The 23,838-nt window shown below is 55.3% G+C and carries 21 protein-coding genes and 1 riboswitch; of the genes, 10 read left to right on the plus strand and 11 right to left on the minus strand.

From position 1 onward, the window contains the following. Positions 1-163: 163 nt before the first annotated feature. Positions 164-364, minus strand: a riboswitch (cobalamin riboswitch). Between the two features lie 62 nt (positions 365-426). The 6 genes from NQ490_RS00775 to NQ490_RS00800 form a co-directional block, all read right to left on the minus strand. Continuing rightward, on the minus strand, positions 427-2,769 hold the full coding sequence (locus NQ490_RS00775; RefSeq protein ID WP_007046883.1) for a homocysteine S-methyltransferase family protein: 2,343 nt from the start codon (positions 2,767-2,769) through the stop codon (positions 427-429). A gap of 72 nt (positions 2,770-2,841) precedes the next feature. Continuing rightward, on the minus strand, positions 2,842-3,510 hold the full coding sequence (locus NQ490_RS00780; protein WP_007046884.1) for a hypothetical protein: 669 nt from the start codon (positions 3,508-3,510) through the stop codon (positions 2,842-2,844). Further along, positions 3,510-4,373 (minus strand): methylenetetrahydrofolate reductase, encoded by an 864-nt coding sequence (locus NQ490_RS00785; protein WP_007046885.1) that lies wholly within the window; start codon positions 4,371-4,373, stop codon positions 3,510-3,512. Before NQ490_RS00785 ends, NQ490_RS00780 begins: the two co-directional genes overlap by 1 nt. Positions 4,374-4,409: 36 nt before the next feature. Next, on the minus strand, positions 4,410-5,417 hold the full coding sequence (locus tag NQ490_RS00790) for a ComEC/Rec2 family competence protein (protein ID WP_007046886.1): 1,008 nt from the start codon (positions 5,415-5,417) through the stop codon (positions 4,410-4,412). Beyond that, positions 5,395-8,547 (minus strand): DNA translocase FtsK, encoded by a 3,153-nt coding sequence (locus NQ490_RS00795; protein WP_242654986.1) that lies wholly within the window; start codon positions 8,545-8,547, stop codon positions 5,395-5,397. The genes NQ490_RS00790 and NQ490_RS00795 overlap by 23 nt, the downstream gene beginning before the upstream one ends. A gap of 147 nt (positions 8,548-8,694) precedes the next feature. Continuing rightward, positions 8,695-9,414, minus strand: a complete 720-nt coding sequence (locus tag NQ490_RS00800; RefSeq protein WP_007046888.1) for a ClpP family protease — start codon at positions 9,412-9,414, stop codon at positions 8,695-8,697. A gap of 303 nt (positions 9,415-9,717) precedes the next feature. On the opposite strand from NQ490_RS00800, the gene NQ490_RS00805 reads away from it, so the two are divergent. Together NQ490_RS00805 and NQ490_RS00810 are read left to right on the plus strand one after the other, a co-directional pair. Then, positions 9,718-10,356 carry a redox-sensing transcriptional repressor Rex gene (locus NQ490_RS00805; protein WP_007046889.1) on the plus strand — a complete coding sequence of 213 codons (639 nt, stop codon included), beginning with the start codon at positions 9,718-9,720 and terminating at the stop codon, positions 10,354-10,356. Between the two features lie 17 nt (positions 10,357-10,373). Continuing rightward, entirely contained in the window at positions 10,374-10,988 is a 615-nt protein-coding gene (locus tag NQ490_RS00810) for a thymidine kinase (protein ID WP_007046890.1), read from the plus strand. 45 nt (positions 10,989-11,033) lie between these two features. On the opposite strand, the gene NQ490_RS00815 is transcribed toward NQ490_RS00810, so the two are convergent. Beyond that, positions 11,034-11,897 (minus strand): helix-turn-helix domain-containing protein, encoded by an 864-nt coding sequence (locus NQ490_RS00815; RefSeq protein ID WP_050764692.1) that lies wholly within the window; start codon positions 11,895-11,897, stop codon positions 11,034-11,036. A 156-nt stretch (positions 11,898-12,053) separates the two neighbouring features. Continuing rightward, a complete protein-coding gene (htpG, locus tag NQ490_RS00820; RefSeq protein ID WP_007046892.1) occupies positions 12,054-13,955 on the minus strand; it encodes a molecular chaperone HtpG in 1,902 nt (633 codons plus the stop codon). 220 nt (positions 13,956-14,175) lie between these two features. Between htpG and NQ490_RS00825 the strand changes: the two genes are divergently transcribed. Genes NQ490_RS00825 through NQ490_RS00840 form a run of 4 tightly spaced genes read left to right on the plus strand, consistent with a single transcriptional unit; the run spans position 14,176 to position 17,152 of the window. Then, positions 14,176-14,637 carry a C-GCAxxG-C-C family protein gene (locus NQ490_RS00825; protein ID WP_007046893.1) on the plus strand — a complete coding sequence of 154 codons (462 nt, stop codon included), beginning with the start codon at positions 14,176-14,178 and terminating at the stop codon, positions 14,635-14,637. Positions 14,638-14,657: 20 nt separating this feature from the next. Beyond that, positions 14,658-15,458 carry an alpha/beta hydrolase gene (locus tag NQ490_RS00830; RefSeq protein WP_007046894.1) on the plus strand — a complete coding sequence of 267 codons (801 nt, stop codon included), beginning with the start codon at positions 14,658-14,660 and terminating at the stop codon, positions 15,456-15,458. Between the two features lie 18 nt (positions 15,459-15,476). After that, positions 15,477-16,463: a D-isomer specific 2-hydroxyacid dehydrogenase family protein gene (locus NQ490_RS00835; RefSeq protein ID WP_007046895.1), complete on the plus strand. Its 987-nt coding sequence runs from the start codon at positions 15,477-15,479 to the stop codon at positions 16,461-16,463. After that, positions 16,463-17,152 carry a YkgJ family cysteine cluster protein gene (locus NQ490_RS00840; RefSeq protein ID WP_007046896.1) on the plus strand — a complete coding sequence of 230 codons (690 nt, stop codon included), beginning with the start codon at positions 16,463-16,465 and terminating at the stop codon, positions 17,150-17,152. The genes NQ490_RS00835 and NQ490_RS00840 overlap by 1 nt, the downstream gene beginning before the upstream one ends. Before the next feature lie 139 nt (positions 17,153-17,291). On the opposite strand, the gene NQ490_RS00845 is transcribed toward NQ490_RS00840, so the two are convergent. Together NQ490_RS00845 and NQ490_RS00850 are read right to left on the minus strand one after the other, a co-directional pair. Then, a complete protein-coding gene (locus NQ490_RS00845) occupies positions 17,292-18,659 on the minus strand; it encodes a sensor histidine kinase (RefSeq protein ID WP_007046897.1) in 1,368 nt (455 codons plus the stop codon). Continuing rightward, positions 18,656-19,375, minus strand: coding sequence for a response regulator transcription factor (locus NQ490_RS00850; protein ID WP_007046898.1), 720 nt, complete (start codon positions 19,373-19,375; stop codon positions 18,656-18,658). The genes NQ490_RS00845 and NQ490_RS00850 overlap by 4 nt, the downstream gene beginning before the upstream one ends. Positions 19,376-19,530: 155 nt before the next feature. Between NQ490_RS00850 and NQ490_RS00855 the strand changes: the two genes are divergently transcribed. From NQ490_RS00855 to NQ490_RS00870, 4 genes are all read left to right on the plus strand, one after another. Continuing rightward, positions 19,531-20,448, plus strand: a complete 918-nt coding sequence (locus NQ490_RS00855) for an ABC transporter ATP-binding protein (protein ID WP_040917681.1) — start codon at positions 19,531-19,533, stop codon at positions 20,446-20,448. A 1-nt stretch (position 20,449) separates the two neighbouring features. After that, positions 20,450-21,202, plus strand: coding sequence for an ABC transporter permease (locus NQ490_RS00860; protein WP_007046901.1), 753 nt, complete (start codon positions 20,450-20,452; stop codon positions 21,200-21,202). Between the two features lie 4 nt (positions 21,203-21,206). Then, positions 21,207-21,941: an ABC transporter permease gene (locus NQ490_RS00865; protein WP_007046902.1), complete on the plus strand. Its 735-nt coding sequence runs from the start codon at positions 21,207-21,209 to the stop codon at positions 21,939-21,941. A gap of 70 nt (positions 21,942-22,011) precedes the next feature. Further along, entirely contained in the window at positions 22,012-22,401 is a 390-nt protein-coding gene (locus tag NQ490_RS00870; RefSeq protein ID WP_007046903.1) for a hypothetical protein, read from the plus strand. 61 nt (positions 22,402-22,462) lie between these two features. Here the strand turns inward: NQ490_RS00870 and NQ490_RS00875 are convergent, their stop codons facing one another. Then, the gene (locus tag NQ490_RS00875) at positions 22,463-23,785 is read right to left on the minus strand and encodes a pyrimidine-nucleoside phosphorylase (RefSeq protein ID WP_040917683.1); all 1,323 of its coding nucleotides are present in this window, start codon (positions 23,783-23,785) and stop codon (positions 22,463-22,465) included. Between the last annotated feature and the right edge of the window lie 53 nt (positions 23,786-23,838).

Raw genomic sequence — 23,838 nt, forward strand, 5'->3', positions numbered from 1 at the left:
GCAAAAACAAAGGGTCTGTTCCGCCATGGCAGCCGAACAGACCCACACCCAAACAAAGCGTCCATCAAAACACGATGCACTTTTGTTTTCCGCGTCAACGTTTGGTCCGTCCGCCACGCGGGTCCTGTTCCCGACAAAACAGCGGTTTGTCTCTGTTTTGCCTCGCAGTATGAATTCCAAGGCAGGTCTTCCGGCTCTGGCGTCACGGCCCGGACCCGCGTCTTCCCGCACCATCGTGCAGTGACATGGGGTTGGGTTCAGGCTCGGCCATTACGGCGGCGGTCCCGCGCAGGTCTTGCACCTGCTTCCCTATTCTCCCGGCCAACCTGAAACGGTCCCGGGCACCTTGGGATGCTTTGTTGTATCAGAATACCATAAAAACCGCCGCCTCGCAAGAGGCAGCGGTCCGTTTCGTTTTGATGTCGTTCATCCAAGGATCTGCTTGGCCAGATCCGCACTGGCCTTGGCATCTTTACAGTAGAAGTCGGCGCCAATCTCTTTGGCATAACCGGGCGTCAGTACCGCCCCGCCCACCCAGACCTGGCAGTCAAGGTTTGCTTCATGCAAGGCGTCAATCGTTGCTTTCATGTTGGGCACGGTAGTCGTCATCAGCGCCGACAGCCCCACCAGTTTTGCACCGGTGGTCCGCACCGCTTCCACCACACGTTCCGGCGGCACATCCCGGCCAAGGTCCAGCACGTCATAGCCATAATTTTCCAAGATGACCCGCACAATGTTCTTTCCAATATCGTGCACATCTCCCTTGACGGTGGCTACGACAATCTTTCCCTTGCCGGTTGTCTGAGGCTGCCCCTGGGCCGCAATCTTCGCCTTGACAGCCTCAAAGGCTGCCTGGGCTGCCGTAGCCGCCTGCAGCAGCTGCGGCAAAAAGATGGTTCCCTTTTCAAAACCGTCTCCCACAACATCCAGCGCAGGAATCAGCGAAGCATTCACCACTTCAAGGGGTGCTTTGACGGCCAATGCTGCTTCCGCCGCCTCGTGCGCTTCTGCCTTAAGCCCGCGGCGCACCGCATCAAACAAGGGATCCTCGGATGACTGTGCAGGCGCAGCCTCTACATTTTTGCTAACCTGCTGGGTTTGGATCTGCACATCGGCATAGGCGGCAACATACGCGGCGCTCTGCTTGTCCTGCGCCGTCAACACGCGATAGGCGCGGACCGCGGCCATCATTTCCGGCGTATTCGGATTCATGATGGCAAGATCCAGACCGGCAGCCATGGCCATGGTCAGAAAAGTCGTATTCAGATATCCGCGGCAGGGCAATCCGAAGCTGATGTTGGATACGCCCAGTATCGTACGTACCCCCAGTTCCTCTTTACACCGCGTCAGGGCCGCAAGCGTCTGGGCCGCCCCTTCCTGCTGTGCACTGGCGGTAAGCGTCAGGCAATCGATATAGATATCTTCCCGCGGGATTCCCACCGCGGCGGCAGCCTCCACAATTTTTTGCGCAATGGCAAATCGCCCTTCGGCACTGGAAGGAATGCCCTGCTCATCCATCGTCAGGCCCACCACCGCAGCACCGTATTTTTTGCACAGCGGCAGGATCGCCTCCAGCGTCTTTTGCTCTCCGTTCACCGAGTTTACGATGGGTTTGCCGTTATAAACCCGCAGTGCTCTGGCCAAAGCCTCCGGATTGGAAGAATCCAGCTGCAAAGGCAGATCCGTCACCGCCTGCAGGTCGCGGACCAGGCGTTCCAGCGTGGCGGCCTCGTCAATGCCGGGCAAGCCTGCATTCACATCCAGCACTTCCGCACCGGCTTCCGCCTGCGCAACAGCCTGCGTACAGGGATAAGCACTGTCCCCTTCCCGCAGCGCCTGCTGCAGTCGTTTTTTGCCGGTGGGGTTGATGCGTTCCCCCACCACAGTGATTCCGTCCACTTCCACAAACCGCACCGGTGTGCACAGGCAGCTGCGGCGCAACGGGATTTTTTGTGCCGGAGTAAGCGAGGAAAAAACATCGCGCAATCTGGCAATGTATTCCGGTGTAGTGCCGCAGCATCCACCCACCATGGAAACACCAATGGCCGCGTAGGCCTCCATTTCCCGGGCAAATTCTTCTGCATCCAGATTATAGGATCCGTCCGGATTGGGCAAGCCGGCGTTCGGTTTGACGAAGACCGGTGTGCCTGCAGGCACTGTCCGGCAGAGCCGCTGCGCAAACGGCAGAATTTCTGCCGGGCCAAGGGAGCAGTTGATGCCGATGGCATCAGCTCCCAGCCCCGCAGCCGTCGCACCATAACTTTCCACCGTACATCCGGTAAAAGTACGGCCCCGGCTTTCAAAACTCATGGAAACAAATACCGGCAGTCGGCTATGTTCCTTGGCCGCCAGAATCGCGGCTTTCAGCTCATACAGATCGGTCATCGTTTCCAGAAAAACGAAATCCGCGCCAGCCTCTACGCCAGCCTGGACAATCTCCGCAAAGGCCGTATAGGCATCTTCAAAGGGCAGTGTTCCCGCCGGGGCCAGCAATTCACCCAATGGGCCGATATCCAGGCCGACCAGTGCTCCGGTTGGCTCCGCTGCCGTGCGGGCACAATGCAGCGAAGCCTTCACCACCTCGGCTACGCTGTAACCCGTTTCCGCCAGCTTGCGGGCGTTGGCCCCAAAGGTATTGGCCAGCAGCAGGTCCGCCCCTGCGGCCGCATAGGCAGCATGGATAGCCGTAACCGTTTCCGGCATTTCCAGCGCTGCCAGTTCGGGCTTCTGACCAGGCTTCAATCCGTGTTTCTGCAGTTGGGTTCCCATACCGCCATCCAGAAATACAAAACGTCGGCGTTCAAAGATTGATTCAAGCTGCACAGGCAGGTTCCTCCCTCTCTATCCGTTTCGAGAAAAGCAAGTCGTCCCTTTTTTGCGGAAAACGCAGGTTTCCCGCAGATGGCAGGTCACACACCCTGCCAGCGTCCCGGTGACCGGATGGTCGGCCACTCCCAGCAGCGCCGTGGTACTTTTGCGCGGAGCCAGCAAATGCTGCGCAGTTACGGCAATGCCGCAACCGCGCGCCGTATCTGCCGCCGCACAGATTCCATCATTGAGTTTCAGCGGGCAATCACCATATCCTGGCGCAAAGCGCCCGGTCAGATAACGCCCTCTTTGCCGCTGTGCAGCGCGCAGTTCCTCTTCCAGGGCATCGCACACCTGCTCCAGCAGTACCGATGCCATGGCATCGGTCGTGGCCGCCAGTGCAATATCCGTCAGCTCCATGCGGCGAAGCAATGCATCGACCTCACTGCCCAAAGTGGCTGCCATCACCATGACCTCGTCACACCCAAGCAGATGGCGCTCCAGATCGCTGCCGCAATCCTCCAGTGGAAGTGCGGTGCACGGCAGAACCCGCCACACTGCACGGGGCACGGCAATATCCAGCAATCGCCGTTCTGCACGACTCAGCAGCGCATCGGTCCCCGCATCGGGTTCCCATCCAGCGGCCCCCATATAGCGCAGCGCTGCCATACGATCGATGGCCTGCGGTTTCGAGCGGAGCATTACAAAAGATCCCGGATGCCGTCGTAGACCTTCTTGGCCACAGCAGCATCATTCATTGCGTACAGGTGCACCCCATCCGCGCCGCCCTCAATCAGGTCCCGCAGCTGGCGTACCGCGTAATCGATTCCGGCCTCATACAGCGCTGCCGGATCATCCTGCCAGCGGGAGATCATCCGGGTGAAATCGGAGGGCAAACTGGCTGAGGAAAGCGCCACCGTCCGCTCGATCTGGCTGCGCTTGACAATGGGCATGACCCCCGCCGAAACCGGCAGCGTAATACCGGCACGGCGAGCCAGATTGAGGAACCGGTAAAAATGCATATTATCAAAGAAGAGCTGTGTCACCAGATGTTCCGCCCCGGCGGCCTGCTTGGTGCAGAGATTTTCCACATCCTGGCGCAGGTTCTCCGCTTCCGGATGTCCTTCCGGGTAGCAGGCGCCATGCACCGAGAATCCAGGCTTATAGGACTTGATAAACGCCGTCAGATCACAGGCGTGTGCAAAATCCGGGCTTTCCGGGCGGTTGGGTGTGCGGTCTCCGCGCAGTGCCAGTACGTCATGAACCCCCACCTGTTCCAGTTCGTCCAGAATTTTTGCCGCACTCGTTTTATCGTTTCCCATACAGATCAAGTGGGCCAGTGCGGGAATTCCCAGTTCGTTCTGGATGAGATCCGCCACTTCCACCGTGGAAACACCGCCCGCCGAACCGCCGGCCCCAAAGGTCACGCTGATAAAATCAGGCTGCAGATCTTTCATGGCAAACAGCGTTCCGCGCAGTTTTTCCATCTGCGTCGTCTGCTTGGGCGGGAAACATTCAATGGAAAACACGCACCGTTTTGCCTTAAACTGTTCCACAATCTTCATACGTTTTTACTCCCTCTATCTTCTTGCAGCGGCAACTCAGGCAGCTGCATCCAGAACCTCCCTCGACGTAACAGCCGTCAGGGTTCCTTCCTCGTAGGTGAATGTGATGGTCCCCATCAGGTCGGTACGGTAAATTTCCGCCCCGACCTCCTCCATGCGGCGCAATGCCGCAGCGTTGGGATGACCGTATTCATTGTCCACACCACAGCTTATGGCAACCGCCTGCGGCCGCACAACCGACAGGAGTGCCTCCCCACTGGAAGTGGAGGAACCGTGGTGCCCTGCCTTATACAAATTGGCGTACAGAGCATTCCCATACCGTTCTACCAGAGCCTGCTCAGATTCCTCCTCCGCATCACCGGTGGAGAGATACCGAAAATTGCCCGCCTCAAACAGAAGACAAAGGGATCCGTTATTGGCATCGTCCGCATCTGTCATCCAGGCACTTCCGCCCTGCAGCACATACAGCGTTCCGTCTCCCAGCGTATACTGATTGCCTTCCACCGTCTGGGTCACCGCAGTTCCCGCTATAGCTGCCTGTTCCTGCAGTCCTTTTGGCCAGGGATCATCGCCGTCCTCGGTCTCCCAGACCGGCAACAGCAGTTCGTCGACCTGCAGATTTTCCAGTACCGCCAACGCACCACCCGTATGGTCGGCATGGGGATGGGTCAGCACCAGATACTGCAGCTCCGTCACGCCAGCCTGTCGCAGGCTGCGCACCAGCCCATCCTGGGAATCCGATGTGCCGGTATCGATCAGACAGTACTGTCCATCCTGACCGATCAGCACCGAATCTCCCTGTCCCACATCCAGGACCGACACCGTAGTCTGGGTGTCTGCCAGAAGCTGTGAATCCGGGCCGTCGGCAGGCACACCCAGTACGGTATATACCTCATTCCAGGTGGGAATCCCATACCGGCCACCGTGCCTGTCGATGACAAAGGCGGCTGCTGCCAGCAGCAATACCGCCACAATGCTAATGGTCCGCCGCCAACCGGTTTTTACCTTCCGGCGTCTTTTCTTACGTTTCTTCATATTGGCCATTCAATTTACGTTCCTGCCACTGCGCCCGGGTCACAAGCACCGCACGCGGCTTGGCCCCTTCATAGGGCCCGATGATTTTTTCCTGCTCCATCTGGTCCATGATGCGGGCGGCACGGGCATACCCCAGCTTGCAGCGACGCTGCAAAAGGCTGGTAGACGCCTGTCCGGCATCGATGACGCATTCCACCGCCTGATCAAACATCGGATCCAATGCGCCGCTGTCTCCGTCATCGTCGCCTTTCTTGCTCCCCTTCTCGGCCACTGCACGGCGCTCCATCTCGGCGATCATCTCCTCATCATACTGCGAGGAAGATGTCGACTTGATGAAACTGAGCACCGCACCAATCTCCTCGTCGGTGACAAAGGTGCCCTGTACACGCACCGGTTTGGCGGCACCTACAGGCAGGAAAAGCATATCACCGTTGCCCAGCAGCTTTTCCGCACCGGAAGAATCCAGAATGGTACGGGAGTCGATCTGACTGGACACCGCAAAAGCGATCCGGCTGGGAATGTTGGCCTTGATCAGGCCAGTAATCACGTCCACACTGGGACGCTGGGTAGCCACGATCAGGTGAATACCGGCCGCACGGGCTTTCTGCGCAATCCGGCAGATATAATCTTCCACTTCCTTGCCGGCTACCATCATCAAATCTGCCAACTCATCAATGATGATGGCGATGTAAGGCAGATGTTCCAGGCCTTTCTGAGCGGCCAGTTTGTTATACGCCTTGATCTCACGGACGTTATTCTCGGCAAAAAGCTTGTAGCGGCGCTCCATTTCCGCCACGCTGGCCCCCAGCGCGCCGGCCGCCTTGCGTGGTTCTGTAACGACCGGCATCAGAAGATGCGGAATTCCGTTGTACTCCGCCAATTCCACGACCTTGGGGTCAATGAGAATCAGCTTGACATCCTCCGGACCGGAGCGGAACAAAAAGCTGATGATGATGGAGTTCACACAAACCGATTTGCCGCTGCCGGTGGAACCGGCGATCAGCAGATGGGGCATCTTGCACAGATCCGCCACCTGGGCCGTACCGGCAATATCCTTGCCGAGTGCCATCGTCAGCGGGCTGCGCATATTGATATAATTCTGCGATTCGAACACCGTGCGGATGTTCACCGTGGAACGGATCTTGTTGGGCACCTCAATACCCACTGCCGGCTTGCCGGGAATCGGCGCTTCGATACGCACCCCGGCAGTGGCCAGATTCAGTGCAATATCATCTGCCAGGCTGGTAATACGGCTGACCTTGATGCCGGCCTGCGGCTGCAGTTCATACCGGGTAACCGAAGGCCCACGGCAGATATCCAGAATCTTGGTCTTGACGCCGAAGCTTTCCAGTGTGTTGACAAGGGTGTCGGCATTTTTCTTCATTTCCCGGGCCGCACCGGCCTCGTCCTCCGGGCGCGTGGCGTTGAAAAGATTCAACGAAGGATAGCAATAAGGTTTGGGCGGCTCCTTGGCTGCGCCGGCAAGGGACATTGCGTTGGGATCCATTTTAGCCGCAGACGGCGGCGTATGGATCGGCGCCGAAGCCGAATTGCCCACCGCCGTACTGACCTGCAGCTGGGCTGCTTCCCCGCGCTGCGGTACAATATAGGAGCTTTCCGTTCCCGTAGGCTGCGGCGTCCGGCTCACCTGATTGTCCAGCAATTCCGACAGCGGACGGCCGGACTGCCATGCGGCACTGGCCGCCTGGCCCACATCAAAGCTGCCATTGAGAGTAGGAATGGCACCACCGGCTGCAGGGGTCTGCAGCTCATCCGGTGAAAAAGCCATCGTATCCCCTGGTACGCGGGCTGCCGGTTCGGGCTGTACCGGTACCAATGGCGTATCAAAGCCCTCCGCCTGCGGTTCCGGCTGAAGCGGCACCGAAAAGCTTTCCTCTTCTTCCGGAGGATTGTAATCCCGCTGGGCATAGTACGGTGCATGACCGCTGACCGCGCGATTGATGAGGGAATCCAGTTCATCCCCTTCACCGGACTGCTGCGCCGGTTCGGCATCCAGTTTCAGTTCAAAATCTTCCTGCGGCGGGGCAGCGGCCGGAGCCGGCGCCGCCTTGGGCGCATGGAAGCGCTGAGAATCCGACAGGTGCGACAGCGGATCCATGCCGAATGTTCCGCCTGGCCCGATGGTGACAGGTTCCAGCGGGTCATGTTCCACCGCCTGCTTCAGGGCCTGACTCTCCGGTGACGGTCCCAGATCCACATCGAAGGACGCGCGGGAATTGCCCCCCAGAGCAGAAGACAGTCCCGAAAGGGTTGCGGCAGTTGCCGCCGCGGGATTTTCTGCTGTCGGGGCCGTCGGCTGCGGGATGCGCCCGGTATCAGCTATCACGTCATACGCGGGATGGTGGCGGCGCTGGGCGTCCGGCAGCGTACCGGTCAGATTTTCAATGGGTTCCTCTTCCGGCTCTCCGCCGAAAAGCTGGGTGTCATAAGCTGATTCGGCGGCTTCCCGCTCCGCACGAACCTGCTGTACCTTGTGATACTGGCCATTGAGAAAATCCACCACGTCCACCGGCGTGATGGCGAAGAACACCATCAACCCCAGCACAAACACCAGAAGCATGACAAAGTTGGAAGCCGGCCGGCCAAACAACGCCAGCAGCGTTGCGCCAATGGGCGCCCCCAGCACTCCGCCTTCCCAGAATCCGCTCTGCCCGCGCATAAACAGCATTTTGACGACTTCCCATGCGTTGGCTTCGGTAACCGATACCTTGGAGAAAATGACAGGAACGCTGGCACACAGAGTCCCCATCAGAACCACTTTCCCGGCGAAGAGCCCGACTCGGTACCCCGACGCCAGCAGATAGGCCAGATACAAAAGAAACGGGCCCACAAGGTAAGTCATGATGCCAAAGATGCCAAACAGGCCTCCACGCATTGCTTTCCAGATATTCTGCCCCGGAACCAGTACCATCGCCACGCAGAGAAGTCCCAACCCAGCCAGCAGGACGCTGCGAAGCAGATTGGGCGTTTCAGCACGGCGCTGGGCGCGCCGGGACGGTGCTTTTTTCCCGCGGGCAGAGGAGGAGCGACTGCTCGAGCTGCGGGAACGAGAGGAAGAACTGCGGCTGGCCGAAGATTTTCGCTTGCTGCTGTTCTTTCCGGAACGAGATTGTGCCATATTGAATAATACCCCTCTGAGTAGATGCTTTATAAAATAAGTAGGCTCATCAGCCAAACGGACATTCAGGTTTTATTTTATCACGAATGCGGGGGGTTGTAAATGAAAAATGCGGAACTGCTTTTCGTTCCGCATTGGCTATTTTGCTTATTTTTTTCTTTCGATCTCCCGATACAGATAGCCCAGCGCATCTGAAAGCCCCCCCAGTTCGTCGATCAGGCCTTCTTCCACCGCCTGGCGCCCATCCAGCACCGTACCCATATCCATGACCAACTCTCCGGTATTGTGCATCAGTGTTGTAAAACGCCTCGCTGTAATGCCGGAGTGCCCCGCGACAAAGCCCACAATACGTTCCTGCATCTGTTCAAAATAGCGTAACGTCTGCGGTACCCCCAGCACCATGCCGGAATGTCGTACCGGGTGCACTGTCATGGTGGCCGTCGGAACAATAAAGCTGCGACGGGCGGATACTGCCAGCGGAATGCCGATGGAATGGCCGCCCCCCAGCACCAGTGTGGCACTGGGTTTGCTGACCCCCGCGATCAGCTCCGCCAGCGCAAGACCTGCTTCCACATCACCGCCCACCGTATTGAGAATCACGAGAAGCCCCTCGATCTCCGGGTCTTCCTCAATGTCCACAAGTTGTGGAATCACATGCTCATATTTGGTTGTTTTCTGGCTGTCCGGTGCCAGCGTATGTCCTTCAATGGTTCCGATAACCGTCAGGCAATGAATGGCATGCCGTCCCTTGGTCGCCGGGACAATCCCATCTTCGGTGATCAAATCGTGCTCCAGCCGCTTGAGTGCGGCAGTTTCTGTAGGATTAAGCCTGGTTTTTTCCTTGGATTTTTTGGAAGTTGGTTCCATATACCGATACAGCCCCTTTCACGATACCATCTTTTTAACAGTGTACCCCTGGCTGCGCCGCCCTATGCACGGCTTTTCTAGGCAAATATGTTTCTTTTTCTTCTCGATTTTTGTTCCCAATGAAAAAAGCGCAAGAAAATTGTCCTGTTTTCGCTGTAAAGCATCGTTGTTGAACAGTTTTTTAAAAAACTTAGATAAAAAATTGACAAGTTCGCGGATAGTATTTATAATAAATTATAAAAATGCGTATTGCAAATTTTGCCTGGCAGCACAGCTGCCGGCACATTGTGAGGTATTTTCATCATGGGGGTTCAAAATAAAGTTTCCCTGCCGGTCATCAAGCGACTGCCCAAGTACTACCGCTATCTGACCAATCTGTCTGCCGACGGTAAGGAAAAAATTTCGTCCAGCGAATTGGCGCATATGATGGGCACCACCGCCAGTCAGGTCCGGCAGGACTTCAACTGCTTCGGCGGTTTTGGCCAACAGGGTATCGGCTACAAAGTGGATGTGTTGCGCGCGGAAATCGGCAAACTGTTGTTTGGCGATGGTGAACGTCTGCCCACCATCCTAATCGGTGCCGGCCATCTGGGTTCAGCCGTGTCCAGCTTTATCAGCCGGGACACCAATGGCTATCGTCTGATCGGTGTCTTTGACATCAACCCCGATCTATTCGGCAAGGAAATGTCCGGGGTGCCCATTTTGCCGCTGCACACCTTGTCGGATTTTTGTGCCCAGCACCATCCCGAGGTGGCCGTTTTGTGTGTACCGCGTCAGAGTGCCATTGATCTGGCCGGGGATCTTGTCTCCTACGGCATTCATGGCGTATGGAACTTCAGCCACTATGATCTGTCGGTGGAATACCCCGAACTGACAGTGGAGAATGTCCATCTGGGCGACAGCCTGATGAGCCTTGGCTATCGGCTGCGCAACAAAGAGTAACGGAGGATCGTCCCCTTATGGCCAAATTATACTTCCGCTATGGTGCCATGAACAGCGGCAAAACCACGGCTCTGATGCAAGTAGCCTACAATTATAAAGAGCGCGGCATGCGTGTCCTGATCCTCAAGCCTGCCATCGATACCAAAGGGCAGGATTCCATTGTTTCCCGCCTGGGCATCAGTTGTAAAGTAGACAAGCTTGTCACGCCAGACATGAACATTGTAGATCTTGTCAAAGAGGACTCCGCCGCCCGCGGCGCCCCCGCCTGTGTGCTCTGCGATGAAAGTCAGTTCTTCACGCCTGAACAGGCAGAGCAGCTGTTTCTGGTCACGGTAGATCTTGGTATCCCGGTGATCTGCTATGGGCTGCGGGCCGATTTTATGATGCGCGGATTTCCGGGTTCCACCCGCCTGTTGGAACTCGCACACACCATCGAAGAGCTCAAAACCATCTGTGCCTGCGGACGAAAAGCGATCTGCAACGGGCGCAAGGTCAACGGAGAATTCGTATTTGAAGGCGCACAGGTTGCCATCGACACCGTCGACAATGTGGAGTATCAAAGCCTTTGTCCACAGTGCTGGTACCGTGAGTACCGAGCCTTTTTGAAACGGCACGGAAAGCAGGAATCGTAAAAAACCACCTTCCCCGGAGGTACAGAACCCCGGGGAAGGTGGTTTTTATTTATTGATTCTTTTGTACTGCTGACGATATTGCTGCGGAGACAAGCCCGTGGCGTCCTTGAAAACCCGGCGAAAGTGGGCCGTCGTCATAAATCCCGTTTGTCCTGCCACAGAAGAAATGCTTTCACCGGATTTTTCGATCAGATTTTGGGCCGCCTTGATGCGCACCCCGTTGATATATTCGATCAGACTCAGGTTGGTGGATTTTTTGAACAGGCGGCTGAGATAATAGGGACTGATATAAAACTGGCTGGCAATTCCGGTCAGGGTGAGCTTTTCGGCATAATGCTGGGCGATGTAAGCCTGAATCTGTTCCACAATGTGATTGCTCACCCGCCCTTTTTCGCCCCCCTGGCACTGTTGCTGCACGCACAGCGCTTTCAGTTCCAACAGCAACGTCGCCAGCAACATGGCGCGCAGAGCCTGATCCTCCGGGGAAGTCTCCCCTTCCAGATCCAGCATCTGCTGCAAAATACTTTGAATGTGATTCTGCTGCTTGACGGTGATCGCCGACAAAAGATGATTTCTTTCGTCGGTCAGAAAGGAAAAGAAATCCACTTCTGGAAACGCCGCGGCCACCTTTTCCAGGTATTCCCGGCTGAAATTCACAACAATTCGGCTGGAGGGCGAGTCTCCCAGGGAAGCCGTCTTGTGGATCTGGTTCTCACCGATCATAACCACGCTGCCTGCGTTGACAATGTAAGCAGCACCTTCCACAAAATAGCGGCAAGTGCCGGCAATTTCGTAATAGATTTCAAACTTGTGATGAATATGGAAGCTCGGCATATCGGGACCTTTGTCCCGATCAAGCCGCTCAATGAAGAAATCCGTTTGCGGACAGTAGGTATATTCCGAAACCATTGCAAACCTCTTTCGCTGAATCGCCTGCACCGCGATCCGACCTTTTTTGCCATTTTTATTAGGATAGCACTTTTTTTGCACGTTTTCAAATGGGGAATCTTTTTCCAAAAGAAAAGGAGCCGGGAAAATCTCCCGACTCCTGATACAAAAGAGGAATTACTTCATCAGCCCGCAGACCAGCTGCGCATACGCCACAGGATCCTCGATGGGCAACCCGGCAATCAGCAGTGCCTGATCATAGAGCAGCTCGGCGTACTTGCCAACTTTCTCGGTGTCACCGGCCTCATGGGCAGCCTTGAGCGCGGCGAATACCGCATGGGAAGGATTGAGTTCCAGCACCTTGGTGCTCTCCACGCCCTCACCATTGGGCATCTTGCGCAACACCTTTTCCATCTCCATGGAGATGCCGCCTTCGCTGGACAGCGTCACCGGATGCTCCTTCAGCGTAGGATTGACCTTGACTTCCTTGACCTTGCCGTTCAGAGCCTTTTTGATTTCTTCAAAGAGATCCTTGTTCTCGGTGGCAGTCTCTTCCGCCGCCTTCTTTTCCTCTTCAGTCTCCAGACCCAGATCACCGGAGTTGATGTTCTTGAACTCCTTCTCCTTGTAGTCCCGCATCATCTGCAGGCAGAACTCATCCACATCCTCGGTGCAAAGCAGCAGATCATATCCCTTGCTCAGAACAAGCTGTGCATTGGGCAGTTTGCCCAGACGGTCGGTATCATCGCCGGCCGCGTAATAGATGCACTTCTGGTCTTCCGGCATCTTCTCAATATACTCATCCAGCGTCACCAGCTTCTGCTCCTTGGCAGAGTAGAAAAGCAACAGATCCGCCAGCAGATCCTTGTGCATACCATAATCGCCGTAGATACCGAACTTGATCTGGCGGCCAAAGGCTTTCCAGAAGGTTTCATATTTATCGCGGTCATTCACCAGCATCGCATGCAGTTCGTTCTTGATTTTCTTCTCCAAACTGTTGCGCATCAGCTTGAGCTGGCTATCTTTCTGCAGCGTTTCACGGCTGATATTCAGGCTCAGGTCCTCACTGTCCACCACACCCTTGACAAAGCTGAAGTAATCCGGCAGCAGATCGGCACACTTCTCCATGATCATAACACCGGAAGCATACAGCGCCAGCCCTTTTTCGTACTCCTTGGTGTAGTAGTCATACGGGGTGCGGCCAGGGATAAACAGCAATGCCGTATAGGTTGCGGTGCCTTCAGTCCGGCTGGTAATGACCCGCAGCGGATCCGAGTAATCCATAAACTTGCTCTTGTAGAACTCGTTATAGTCCTCGTCCTTGACCTCACTCTTGGGACGTTTCCAGATGGGCACCATGCTGTTCAGGGTCTCCAGCTCGGTGTAGGTCTCGTACTCCGGCTTGTAATCATCCCCGGCGTCCTCCGGCTTCGGTTTCTGCCGGGATTTCTCGCGGTACACCGTGATGGGGAAATGGATGTAATCGCTGTATTTCTTGACAAGACCCGCCAGTGTGTACTCATCCAGATACTCACTGTATTTTTCAGTATCGGTATCTTCCTTGAGTACCAGAATGATGTCCGTACCCACATCATCCTTTTCGGCTTCAGTCAGCGTATAGCCTTCCACGCCTTTGGACTCCCACTGCCAGGCGGTATCCTCGCCCTGAGCGCGAGAAATGACCGTCACCTTGCTGGCTACCATGAACGCAGAATAGAAGCCGACGCCAAACTGACCAATAATGTCGATATTGTCGCTCTGGTTCTCGGTCTTGAAGTCCAAAGAACCGGATTTTGCAATGGTACCCAGATTCTTTTCCAGCTCATCCTTGGTCATGCCGATGCCGTTATCACTGATGGTGAGGGTACGGCTGTCCTTATCCGGCTGGATGTGAATCTTCAGGTCCTCCTTGGTAATCCCGATGGAAGTATCGGTCAGACTCTTGAAGTAGCGCTTGTCGCAGGCATCCGATGCATTGGAAATCAATTCACGCAGAAAAATTTCACGGTTGGTATAGATAGAGTTGATCATCAGGTCGAGCAGTTTTTTGCTTTCGGCCTTGAACTGACGCATTGCCATAAAATATGACCTCGCTTTTGGTTGAATTAGCACTCTTTGTTTTTAACTGCTAATGGTAGTTTAGCACTCTTTTCCGCAATGTGCAAGTCTTTCTTGGGCATTTAACAAAAATTTTAAAATCCCACTGCGAAAAAAACGTGTTTTCCTCTTTTCAAATGCCTGGAATTGGGGTATTCTGTACTTGGATTTTCTATCAAACAAAAAGGATTGTGATGCAACCATGTCGGTATATGGAGACAAAGCCTACGAGGCTTTTTTTAAAGGCTACAACTGCAGCCAGTGCGTTGCGCTGGCTTTCGCTTCCGAAATGGGCCTGACCGAAGAGCAAGCACTGAAACTGGCTTCCGGATTCGGCGGCGGGTTCGGCCGCATGCGGGAAGTGTGCGGTGCCTTTTCCGGTATTACGCTGGTCTTGGGGGCACTCTACGGCAACACCGACCCTGCCAAAAAGACTCAGACGTACACGGAAATTCAGGCGCTGGCTGAACAGTACAAGGAGCGCAACGGCGGTGGAAGCATCATCTGCCGGGAGCTCCTGGGCCTGAAACAGGCAGAGGGCACCCCCGTTGCCAGCGCGAGAACCCCGGAATACTACAAAAAGCGCCCCTGTCCCGAACTTGTACGGCTGGCCGCAGATATCATGGCAGAATACATAGAGCAACACCCTTTGGAGCAGAAATAACTCAGAAAGGAAGCACTTTGATGCAGATTTATCAAAAATCCTTGCCCGGCGGTGCAGTCCTGACCGGTTATCTGCGCGAAGAAACCGCCGAGATGCCCAATTTCAATATCCGCCCCGCTGTGCTGATCCTGCCGGGCGGAGGATATGAACACTGCAGCACACGTGAGGCAGACCCCGTAGCGATGCAGTTCCTGCAGGCAGGGTATCAGGTTTTTGTCCTATGCTACACAGTAGCCGCTGCGCCGTTGCGTTGGCAGCCGATGATTGATGCCGCGGGCGCCATCCTGCATCTGCGGCGCAATGCTGCTGCGTTGCGGATCGATCCTGCCAGAATCGCCGTTTGCGGATTTTCTGCCGGCGGTCATCTGGCAGGCGCCACAGCCATTCTCTGGGATGCCCCTCCTGTTCAACAGGCCTTGGGCACCACCGGGACAGAGGCCCGCCCTGACGCGGTCATTCTCGCCTATCCCGTGGTCACAGCCGGCGAATTCGCCCATCGCGGAAGCTTCGACAACCTCGCCGGCAACGACAAGGATCTTCGAGCTGTTTTCAGCCTCGAAAACCAGGTAAAAGAAGGGCTTCCGCCGTTTTTTCTCTGGCACACCGTAGATGACGGCACCGTTCCCGTTCAGAATTCGCTGCTGCTGGCCCAGGCACTAACAGCACATCACGTTCCTTATGAGCTGCATCTGTTTGCCCATGGCATCCATGGCTCCAGCACCTGCACGGCAGAAGTCAATTGTTCCAATCCTCACGCTGCCGCCTGGATTGAGCTTTGCACCGAATGGCTGGCAGGAATTTTTCAATATTCCTTGCGATAAAACAGGAGATGATTTTGCATGAAGATTCTTTTTTATGCACTGCGTCCCTTTGATGAGCTGCAGTACTGTGAACCCAACCGCGAAAAATACGGTATCGACTACAAGTGGACCGAGGAAGTTCCCACACCGGAAAATCTGCAGCTGGCTGAAGGCTGTGATGCCGTCAGTACCAATCCCTGCGAAGTGCGCCCCGAATATCTGGAGGCTTTTGCAAAAATGGGCGTCAAATATCTGCCCTGCCGCAGCATCGGATACGACCATATCCCGCTGGATGCCGCCAAACGCCTGGGATTACGTGTCAGCCACAGCCATTACCCTCCGGAGGGGGTGGCCAACTACACCATTATGCTGATGCTGATGGCCACCCGCAAGATGAACCAAATCATGGTACGGGCGGCTGCCCAGGACTATTCTTTGCCCGGAAAGATGGGCCACGATCTTTCCAGCTGCACAGTGGGCGTGATCGGCACCGGCAAGATCGGCAGTACGGTAATCCGTCACCTGTCCGGATTCGGCTGCAAGATCTTGGCCTACGACCTTTATCCGTCCGATGCGGTGCGCCCCTATGCCGAGTATGTTTCTCTGAATGAGTTGTATGCCCGCAGCGACGTGATCACTTTGCACCTGAACGCCACGCCGGAAAACCACCATCTCATCAACGCCGAGGCCATCACCAGAATGAAAGACGGCGTTTTGCTGGTCAATACCGCCCGCGGAACCCTGATCGACTCGGAATCGCTGCTGCAGGGCTTGGAGAGCGGCAAGATCGGCGGTGCCGGCCTGGATGTCGTGGAGGACGAGAATGGCATCTGCTACTATAACCGTTGTGGCGAGGCGCTGCCAAACCGCGAACTGAATCTGCTGCGCAGTTATCCCAATGTGATCCTCAGCCCCCACACCGCTTTCTATACCGATGTGAATGTGGCCAGTATGGTGCAGAGTGCGTTTGAAGCTGTAGCAGATTTCGCCGCCGGGCGCAGCAATCCCTGCGAGGTACATCTGTGATGGTAGAGCCGGGCCGCCGCAGCGAAGCATGGGAGGTCGGCCCCTGCCTTTCTCCTCAGGACACATTCAGCTTCGTCTGTGCCGGATGCGGCGATTGTTGCCGTAAACGCCGGGATCTCGTACTATCCGGGTACGATCTGTATCGCATTGCCCGGCGCCTGCGCCTTTCTCCCCGCATCGTAGCAAACGCCTTCTGTAAAAGTTATATCGCTCCTCAAAGTTGCCTGCCCGCGCTTCTTCTCACCCCGGATCCCAAAAGCGGGAATTGTCGTTTTTTTGAGGGCAATGCCTGTGTGATTCATGATGCCCGGCCATTGGCCTGTGCGCTGTATCCCCTGGGGCAAAGCATTGATCCGATCACTGCGCGCACAGAATACTTTCCCCAGCTGCCGCTGTGCGGTGTCTGCGCGGAAGGACGCACCTTGCAGGATTATCTGGAAGATGCCGCCATCCCGGAACGCACCGGTATTGATGCCCGCTGGGCCGTGGTTTGCACGCAGATTTCCGATGCACTGCTGGAAGCCGGCGGATTGGAACATCCACATTTTACCGCGGCTACGCGCCGGATCGAGCGCGCTTTGTATCTGGACTATGACCTGGGAGACGATTTTTACCCGCAATTCCAGCATAACATGGAAACACTTATGCCACTGTTGCGGCGTCTTCTATCGCCTTCCAACGCGGGATAAGCCCCCCTGAAAAAAGCCAGCAATCCGCCCCTTTTGTGAACCTTCAGGATGAATCCGGAAATCCGGTCGTCCGATGAGTCCCCGGTTCCGCGGCACAAATATGCAAAAAGCTCCCGCCTGAATATCAGGCGGGAGCTTTTTATGCAACAGGAAGGTGCATTTCCACTCTGCTTCCTTTTGGCTCGTTCTGACTAAAAAGCACCTTTCCACCGTGTGCCTGCAAAATCTGCTCCACCACGTGCAGCCCCAGGATGTGCGGCGTGTTTTCTTCCACCCGGCCGCTTTGCAGCGCCTCCAAGACCCGTGCCGGATACCCGACACCATCGTCTGTGACAGTCAGGCAAAGACACGCTTCTTCCATCGTTGCTGTCACCCAACAACGAACTGCCCCTCGGTTATGCCGCACGCTGTTGCCCAGGATATTCTCCACAGCACGGGCCAACAGCGCCTGATCCGCTTGTATCACGGCTTGTTCCGCCTCACGGGTCATATTCAATTCGATTTCGCAGCCATCTGCCAATGGGCTGTTGCAAAAATCCGCCACTAACTTGCGCAGAATCGGACCGGCCTGTACAGCCTCTCGACGCAGGGGCTGCGCCCCGTATTGCAGCTTACTGGTCAAGTTGAGATCTTCTACCAGCGACCGGATTTTTTCGCTTTGCAGACGAATCCCTTCCGCTTTATGCCGTGCACCGTCCGGCAGCGTCGCGTCTTGCTGCAACTGCTCCGACCACCCCAGAATCAGGGACAGTGGGGTGCGGATATCATGACTGACACCAGCAATCCAGTTGGTGCGTGCCGTGTCCCGCCGCTGAATGATTTCATTGCGGTACTGAATTTGAGCACTGGTACGGTTGAGTTTTTCCGCCAGTTCCCCCGCAAATCCCCGTGTCGGCAGCTGCACTGTACGTCCCTCGGCCAATGTATCCAGGCCGTCAGCCACCGTCCCCAAGGATTTGGCGCCCCGCCAGCTGAACACCAGGCAAAGCACCAGAATCAGCACAAGAACGCCAGCCAGCAGGCTTGTGCCACGGTAAAAGATCCACTCGATCAGATCGGGATACGTCCAGAAACTGTATTTCCAGAGACTGTCTTTGGGCATTCCCAACACAAGCAGGCCATACTCCCGTACCTGACAGAAAACCGGGTAATCCTCCAGATACCAGCGGGAGAAAACCGCAATTTCGGATGCCGTATATCTGCGGTCCAGTTCCCGTGGAAGCTGATACTGCCAGATTACCGTCCCCCCATCATCCAGCACCATAGCCCACTCATAGCCATCCAACCAGTAAGCCTCGTCCTGTTCATCGAACAAGAACTGTCCCGCATCATTCTGCTGCAGATGGTCTGCAATTTCTTCGTAGGAGTAAGTAACCTCCCGCTGCCACACCAGACCGAACTGAACACCAATCCAAACCACAAGCGCCAGGGCCAGCACAATCAGGAGCAGGGACAATCCTACTGCCAGCAATACATAGCGCCGGATCAACCGCACAAAGGTTTTCATGGCCGTGCCTCCCCCGCCAGCTTGTATCCGATGCCGCGCACGGTGAGGAGCCAACGGGGCTTGCCAGGTGTTTCCTCCAGTTTTTCACGCAGATGGCGTATATGCACATTGAGGCTGTTCTCATATCCGTAATAGTCCTGGCCCCAGACAGCCTCACACAGTGCATCATATGTGATAATATGGCCACGGTTTTCCCCCAGCTTTTGCAGAATTGCCCGTTCGGTGGCCGTCAACGGCAAGGTGCTTTTATCAGGCAGGCGTACCTGTGCATCCGCCAGTTCTACCGTTCGCTCTCCCAGCTGCAGAACATTGGATCTGCCGCACTGCAGTTCCGATCGGTAGGCGCGCTGCAAAATATGCTGCACTCGGAGCAGCAGTTCCTGCATCAAAAACGGCTTGGTCAGATAATCATCCGCTCCCAGCCCCAATCCAAACAGCCGGTCGGCGTCAGCATCCCGGGCGGAGAGAAACAAGGCTGGCACATCCGCCTGCGCACGCAGCTGACGAAACAGCGCAAAGCCGTCTCCATCCGGAAGGTTGATGTCCAGGATCATCAGCTCAGGCCGTCGCTGTGCAAAAGCTTCCCGGGCGGCAGCACAGTTTCCGGCCATTGCGATGGCATGATACCCCGCGGCACGCAGGTGCTCGCATAACAGATTCAACAGCTCTGGCGTATCATCTACCAACAACAGTTTGGCATCATAAATCGTCTGCATGATTTCACCTCCTTTGTATTATACCGCACCACAACACCGGAGGCCACGTTCTTTTGAAAACTTAAGGTAAACTTAAGCGGGGATTTCACTCCAATTAAGCTGGCCGTTGTAGGATACAGGTGGGAAACAAACATCTGTGCAAAGGAGCAAACACCATGTCAATCGTCATCGAAACCCGAGAGCTCTGTAAATCCTATGATGGGCAAAGAGCCGTAGATCATCTGAATCTGCATATTCCCCAAGGTTCCGTGTACGGCTTTATCGGCCCCAATGGTGCCGGAAAAAGCACCACCATGAAAATGCTGCTGGGATTGATTCACCCCAGCGCCGGGCAAGTCTTTTTGCTCGGCAAAGAACTCACTGAATCCAATCGTCTGCAGCTGCTTCGCCAGACCGGCAGCCTGATTGAATCGCCATCCGGATATCTCCACCTGACGGCGGAAGAAAACCTGAAAATCGTGGCAGACCTGAAAGGAGTTTCTTACAAAGAGGTCGGTCGTGTGCTTGACGTTGTTCACTTGACCAAGGACCGCAACCGGAAAGTGGGACATTATTCTCTCGGCATGAAGCAGAGACTGGGTATTGCTATGGCCCTGCTGGGCAATCCGCCCCTTCTGATTCTGGACGAACCCACTAACGGGCTGGATCCCGCCGGCATTCAGGAAATGCGTACCTTGCTCGCAGAGATGCCACAGGCTACCGGCGCCACCATCCTTGTTTCCAGTCACCTTCTGGGGGAAATGGAGCAGCTGGTCGGTCAGGTCGGCATCATCAATCACGGCAAAATGCTCTTTGAAGGTTCCCTTCGAGATTTGCAGAAGCACAGCCGCGGTGCATTGACCATGCGGCTGCTGCATATCCAGAAAGCATTGCCGGTACTGCGGGCCCGGGGGATCATGCCAAAGCAAAAGGAAGACATCCTGACACTTCCTCCGCTTCGGGATGAACTGCTGGCAGATCTTGTCGAGGCCCTGGCCGCCAGCGGCGCCGGCATTGTAGAGCTGACCCGGCATACCAAATCTCTGGAAGATATCTTCCTGAGTCTGACCGATTCGGGCAAGGAGGTGAGCTGAAATGTTGCGAAGCCTTCGTGCTGAATGCCAGAAAGCAAAACGGCGTCATGATCTGGCGGCCTGCCTGCTCCTGCCTCTTGCGGTGCTCCTCTGGTCCTGGTATTCCGCTCCCGGCGGTACAAAGTCCGCAGAGGACGGCTACCATGCCCTGCTGTACACCTTGCCCATTATGAACACCGTGTTGTTGCCGGTGGGCATGGCCATGCTGGCCAGCCGTCTTTGGGATGTGGAAGTCAAAGGAAATTTTCCGAAGCTGCTTTATACCTTGCAAAGTCGGCAAAGCCTTTTCCTTGCCAAATCCCTCTTCGGCACCGCAGAAGTGCTTCTGATCGTCGCCCTGGAACTGGCAGGTGTGTTTTGCCTTGGTCTGCGCAACGGCTATCAGGATTTCCCGCCGACAGAACAGTTCTTCTATCTTTTTCTCTGCACCAGTGCTGTGGGATTGATGCTGTTTTTTTCCGAACTTATGCTGACAGTTTTGCTTGCCAACCCACTGCCCGCTCTGTGTACAGGGATTGCCGGAGCCTTGATCGGCCTGTTTGCCGCGTTCATGCCGTCTGTCTTTTGTTATTTTATTCCCTGGAGCTACTGCATTCCGTTGGGGAGCTATATAATGGCCTCCTGGGATCCCGAGACCAAAATCGTTGCATATGCCATCCGTGATTTCAATTTACCGCTGCTTGTGTGGTCCATCCTGTTAGGCAGCCTTTTTTTCGAAGTCACCTGGCACTCAATCCGTACAAAGGAGGTATAATTCCATGTTTCTGCACTGCATCCGGGCCGAAAACCGGAAACTCCATGCCTCTGCAATCTGGTTTCTGTTTTTCCTGTTGCCAATCCTTTCTGCCGCTTACGGCACGGTGAACTACTTGGGCAATCTGGATATTCTCGGGGTAAGCTGGTATGCCCTTTGGACTCAGCACACGCTCTTTTATTCTCTTTTCTTCTTTCCCGCCATAGTAGCCATCTATGCCTCCTACCTTTGGCGTCTGGAACATCTGGGGCACAACTGGAACCTGATCATGGCCGCACCGGTACACCCATTCGCCCTGTTTTTTGCCAAATTCATCGTGGTGATCAAGCTGGTCGTGCTGACCCAGCTCTTTATCTTCTTTCTCTATTGTTTTTGCGGCAAGGCCTTTGCCTCTCTGCCCGGCTGGCCGCCGCTGGCAACCCTGATATTTCTGCTGCGCGGGGCTGCAGGCGGTCTCAGTGTCATTGCACTGCAGCTGCTGTTATCCATGGTGATCCGCAGTTTTGCCGTGCCGGTTTTTCTTTCGCTGTTCGGCGGCATCATCGGCATGCTGGCCGCCGCCAAAAGCAAAGGCCTGTATTGGCCGTACGCGCTGATGCAGTATGGTATGAACTCCAATCGAAGCGAAGATCTTCTCGCTGGCAATTATCTGCCATTCTTTGCAGCCTGCCTGTTTTGGCTCCTTCTGATTTTTTTGATTGCCAGCTGGCTCTTGACGCGACACGACGTAAAAAGTTAAAGAGCTTCCCGTTGCCAAACCGCCACGAAGGCGGTATAATACCAGTAACATCCATCAGGAGGGATCCCCATTGACTGCCAACGCCGCTGATTTCGCCGGCCCCCACTGCGGCTGCCGCTACGAAAAAGAACTGGAAACCCATTTTCGGGATTGTCTTCTCTTTTATATTGACGGCCGTATCCGTTTTGAGCGGTACTGCTATGGAGAAGCCGCTTGCCTGGTATTCAGTGCCTGGGCACATGGTTTGGATGCAGAGGGTAACATTCTTTGGGACAAAGAGCCGGAATTCGAAAGCCAGCGCTCCGCGCTCCCCCGCATTCTGACCGATGTGCAGGAAAGTGGAAATGCTTTACAGTTTGACGGTCTGCGAAAGCGCTATGTAAAAACACAGGAATTCTCCGTTGACAAAGCCAACGGGTACGGGAAATTGAAAGTGTTCTTTCTACGACATTGCAAATAAGCAAAAAAGTCCTTCCGCCTGAGCAGAAGGACTTTTTGTTTTTCATGCGAAAACAGGGGGTTCAGAACCGCTCCACGCCATCAGCCGTTACGCGGGCATAGATCAGCGGCGGTAGTTTCGGAGGTTCGCTCTTGATCACAAGGCCGCCGCGGTACATTTCCTCCGCAGCTGCAAACAGCGCTTCATCATCCGCATAGAACGTGCAGATGCTCTCTCCCGTTTTCACGAAATCGCCCAGCTTCCTGTGCATCGTGATACCGGCCGCAAAATCAATGGTATCCTCTTTTTTGATGCGGCCTGCTCCCAGCAGCACGCTGGCATTGCCGATCTTTTCTACATCGTTCTTATAGATGTATCCGTCGCTCTGGGCGGTCAGCTCATAGCTGTACTTGGCTTTGCGGAAGCGCTCGGGATCCTCAAGTACCGAGACCTCTCCCCCCTGCGCCGCAAACATCTGACAGCACTTTTTAAATGCGGAGCCGTCTGCAATGACCTGCTGCGCCATCTTGCGGCAGGTGGCCGCATCCCCCTTGCCTGCCAGAATCAACATATTGGTGGCCAGCTGCAGGCATACTTCGGTAAGATCGGCCGGGCCCTTCCCCTGCAAAACCGCCATGCTTTCGGCCACTTCCAAAGAATTGCCGATATTCCGGCCCAGTGGCTTATCCATATCGGTGATGAGGGCTGCCACCTTCCGGCCATGCGTCGTACCAATAGCTACCATCTGACGAGCCAGTTCAATGGCACTGTCCAGATCTTTCATGAATGCACCGTCACCCATTGTCACATCCAGCAGAATCGCATCCGATCCGGCAGCCAGCTTCTTGCTCATGATCGACGAAGCGATCAGCGGAATACATCCTACCGTAGCAGTCACGTCACGCAGCGCATACATTTTCTTATCGGCTACGGCAATCTGTCCGCTCTGACCAATCACCGAAATACCAATTTCATTGACCTGTTTGAAGAACTCCTCCTGTGTAAGGCTGGTTCGCGTGCCGGGCACAGCCTCCATCTTATCGATGGTACCACCGGTATGTCCAAGGCCCCGTCCACTCATCTTGGCGATCTTCACACCGCAAGCAGCCACAATGGGGGCGATCACCAATGTGGTCTTATCCCCCACTCCACCGGTAGAATGTTTGTCTGCCTTGATGCCCTCGATGGCAGAAAGATCCACCATATCGCCGGAATGCGCCATAACATCGGTGAGGACAGCTGTTTCCTCATCGGTCATGCCGCGCAGGTAAATTGCCATAAGCAGCGCCGACATCTGGTAGTCCGGCACCTCACCCGCCACATAACCGTTGACTGCAAAAGCAAGTTCTTCACGGGTCAAAGTGCCACCGTCACGCTTTTTGGCAATGATATCGTACATTCGCATAGAGTACAGCCTCCTTTCAGGCAAAGCTCCGCCTTTTTCGGCAGAAACAGAGA

The sequence above is a fragment of the Subdoligranulum variabile genome, assembly GCF_025152575.1.
In the GTDB taxonomy this organism is placed as follows: Bacteria; Bacillota; Clostridia; order Oscillospirales; family Ruminococcaceae; genus Gemmiger; species Gemmiger variabilis.

Bases quoted from the DNA above. Each gene is read 5' to 3' on its own strand.
- NQ490_RS00775 (WP_007046883.1), bottom strand. From the start codon at position 2,769: ATGGGAACCCAACTGCAGAAACACGGATTGAAGCCTGGTCAGAAGCCC.
- NQ490_RS00825 (WP_007046893.1), top strand. From the start codon at position 14,176: ATGTCGGTATATGGAGACAAAGCCTACGAGGCTTTTTTTAAAGGCTAC.
- NQ490_RS00865 (WP_007046902.1), top strand. From the start codon at position 21,207: ATGTTTCTGCACTGCATCCGGGCCGAAAACCGGAAACTCCATGCCTCT.
- NQ490_RS00795 (WP_242654986.1), bottom strand. From the start codon at position 8,547: ATGGCACAATCTCGTTCCGGAAAGAACAGCAGCAAGCGAAAATCTTCG.
- NQ490_RS00845 (WP_007046897.1), bottom strand. From the start codon at position 18,659: ATGAAAACCTTTGTGCGGTTGATCCGGCGCTATGTATTGCTGGCAGTA.
- NQ490_RS00780 (WP_007046884.1), bottom strand. From the start codon at position 3,510: ATGCTCCGCTCGAAACCGCAGGCCATCGATCGTATGGCAGCGCTGCGC.
- NQ490_RS00835 (WP_007046895.1), top strand. From the start codon at position 15,477: ATGAAGATTCTTTTTTATGCACTGCGTCCCTTTGATGAGCTGCAGTAC.
- NQ490_RS00830 (WP_007046894.1), top strand. From the start codon at position 14,658: ATGCAGATTTATCAAAAATCCTTGCCCGGCGGTGCAGTCCTGACCGGT.
- htpG (WP_007046892.1), bottom strand. From the start codon at position 13,955: ATGGCAATGCGTCAGTTCAAGGCCGAAAGCAAAAAACTGCTCGACCTG.
- NQ490_RS00815 (WP_050764692.1), bottom strand. From the start codon at position 11,897: ATGGTTTCGGAATATACCTACTGTCCGCAAACGGATTTCTTCATTGAG.
- NQ490_RS00840 (WP_007046896.1), top strand. From the start codon at position 16,463: ATGGTAGAGCCGGGCCGCCGCAGCGAAGCATGGGAGGTCGGCCCCTGC.
- NQ490_RS00850 (WP_007046898.1), bottom strand. From the start codon at position 19,375: ATGCAGACGATTTATGATGCCAAACTGTTGTTGGTAGATGATACGCCA.
- NQ490_RS00855 (WP_040917681.1), top strand. From the start codon at position 19,531: ATGTCAATCGTCATCGAAACCCGAGAGCTCTGTAAATCCTATGATGGG.
- NQ490_RS00810 (WP_007046890.1), top strand. From the start codon at position 10,374: ATGGCCAAATTATACTTCCGCTATGGTGCCATGAACAGCGGCAAAACC.
- NQ490_RS00785 (WP_007046885.1), bottom strand. From the start codon at position 4,373: ATGAAGATTGTGGAACAGTTTAAGGCAAAACGGTGCGTGTTTTCCATT.
- NQ490_RS00860 (WP_007046901.1), top strand. From the start codon at position 20,450: ATGTTGCGAAGCCTTCGTGCTGAATGCCAGAAAGCAAAACGGCGTCAT.
- NQ490_RS00805 (WP_007046889.1), top strand. From the start codon at position 9,718: ATGGGGGTTCAAAATAAAGTTTCCCTGCCGGTCATCAAGCGACTGCCC.
- NQ490_RS00875 (WP_040917683.1), bottom strand. From the start codon at position 23,785: ATGCGAATGTACGATATCATTGCCAAAAAGCGTGACGGTGGCACTTTG.
- NQ490_RS00790 (WP_007046886.1), bottom strand. From the start codon at position 5,417: ATGGCCAATATGAAGAAACGTAAGAAAAGACGCCGGAAGGTAAAAACC.
- NQ490_RS00800 (WP_007046888.1), bottom strand. From the start codon at position 9,414: ATGGAACCAACTTCCAAAAAATCCAAGGAAAAAACCAGGCTTAATCCT.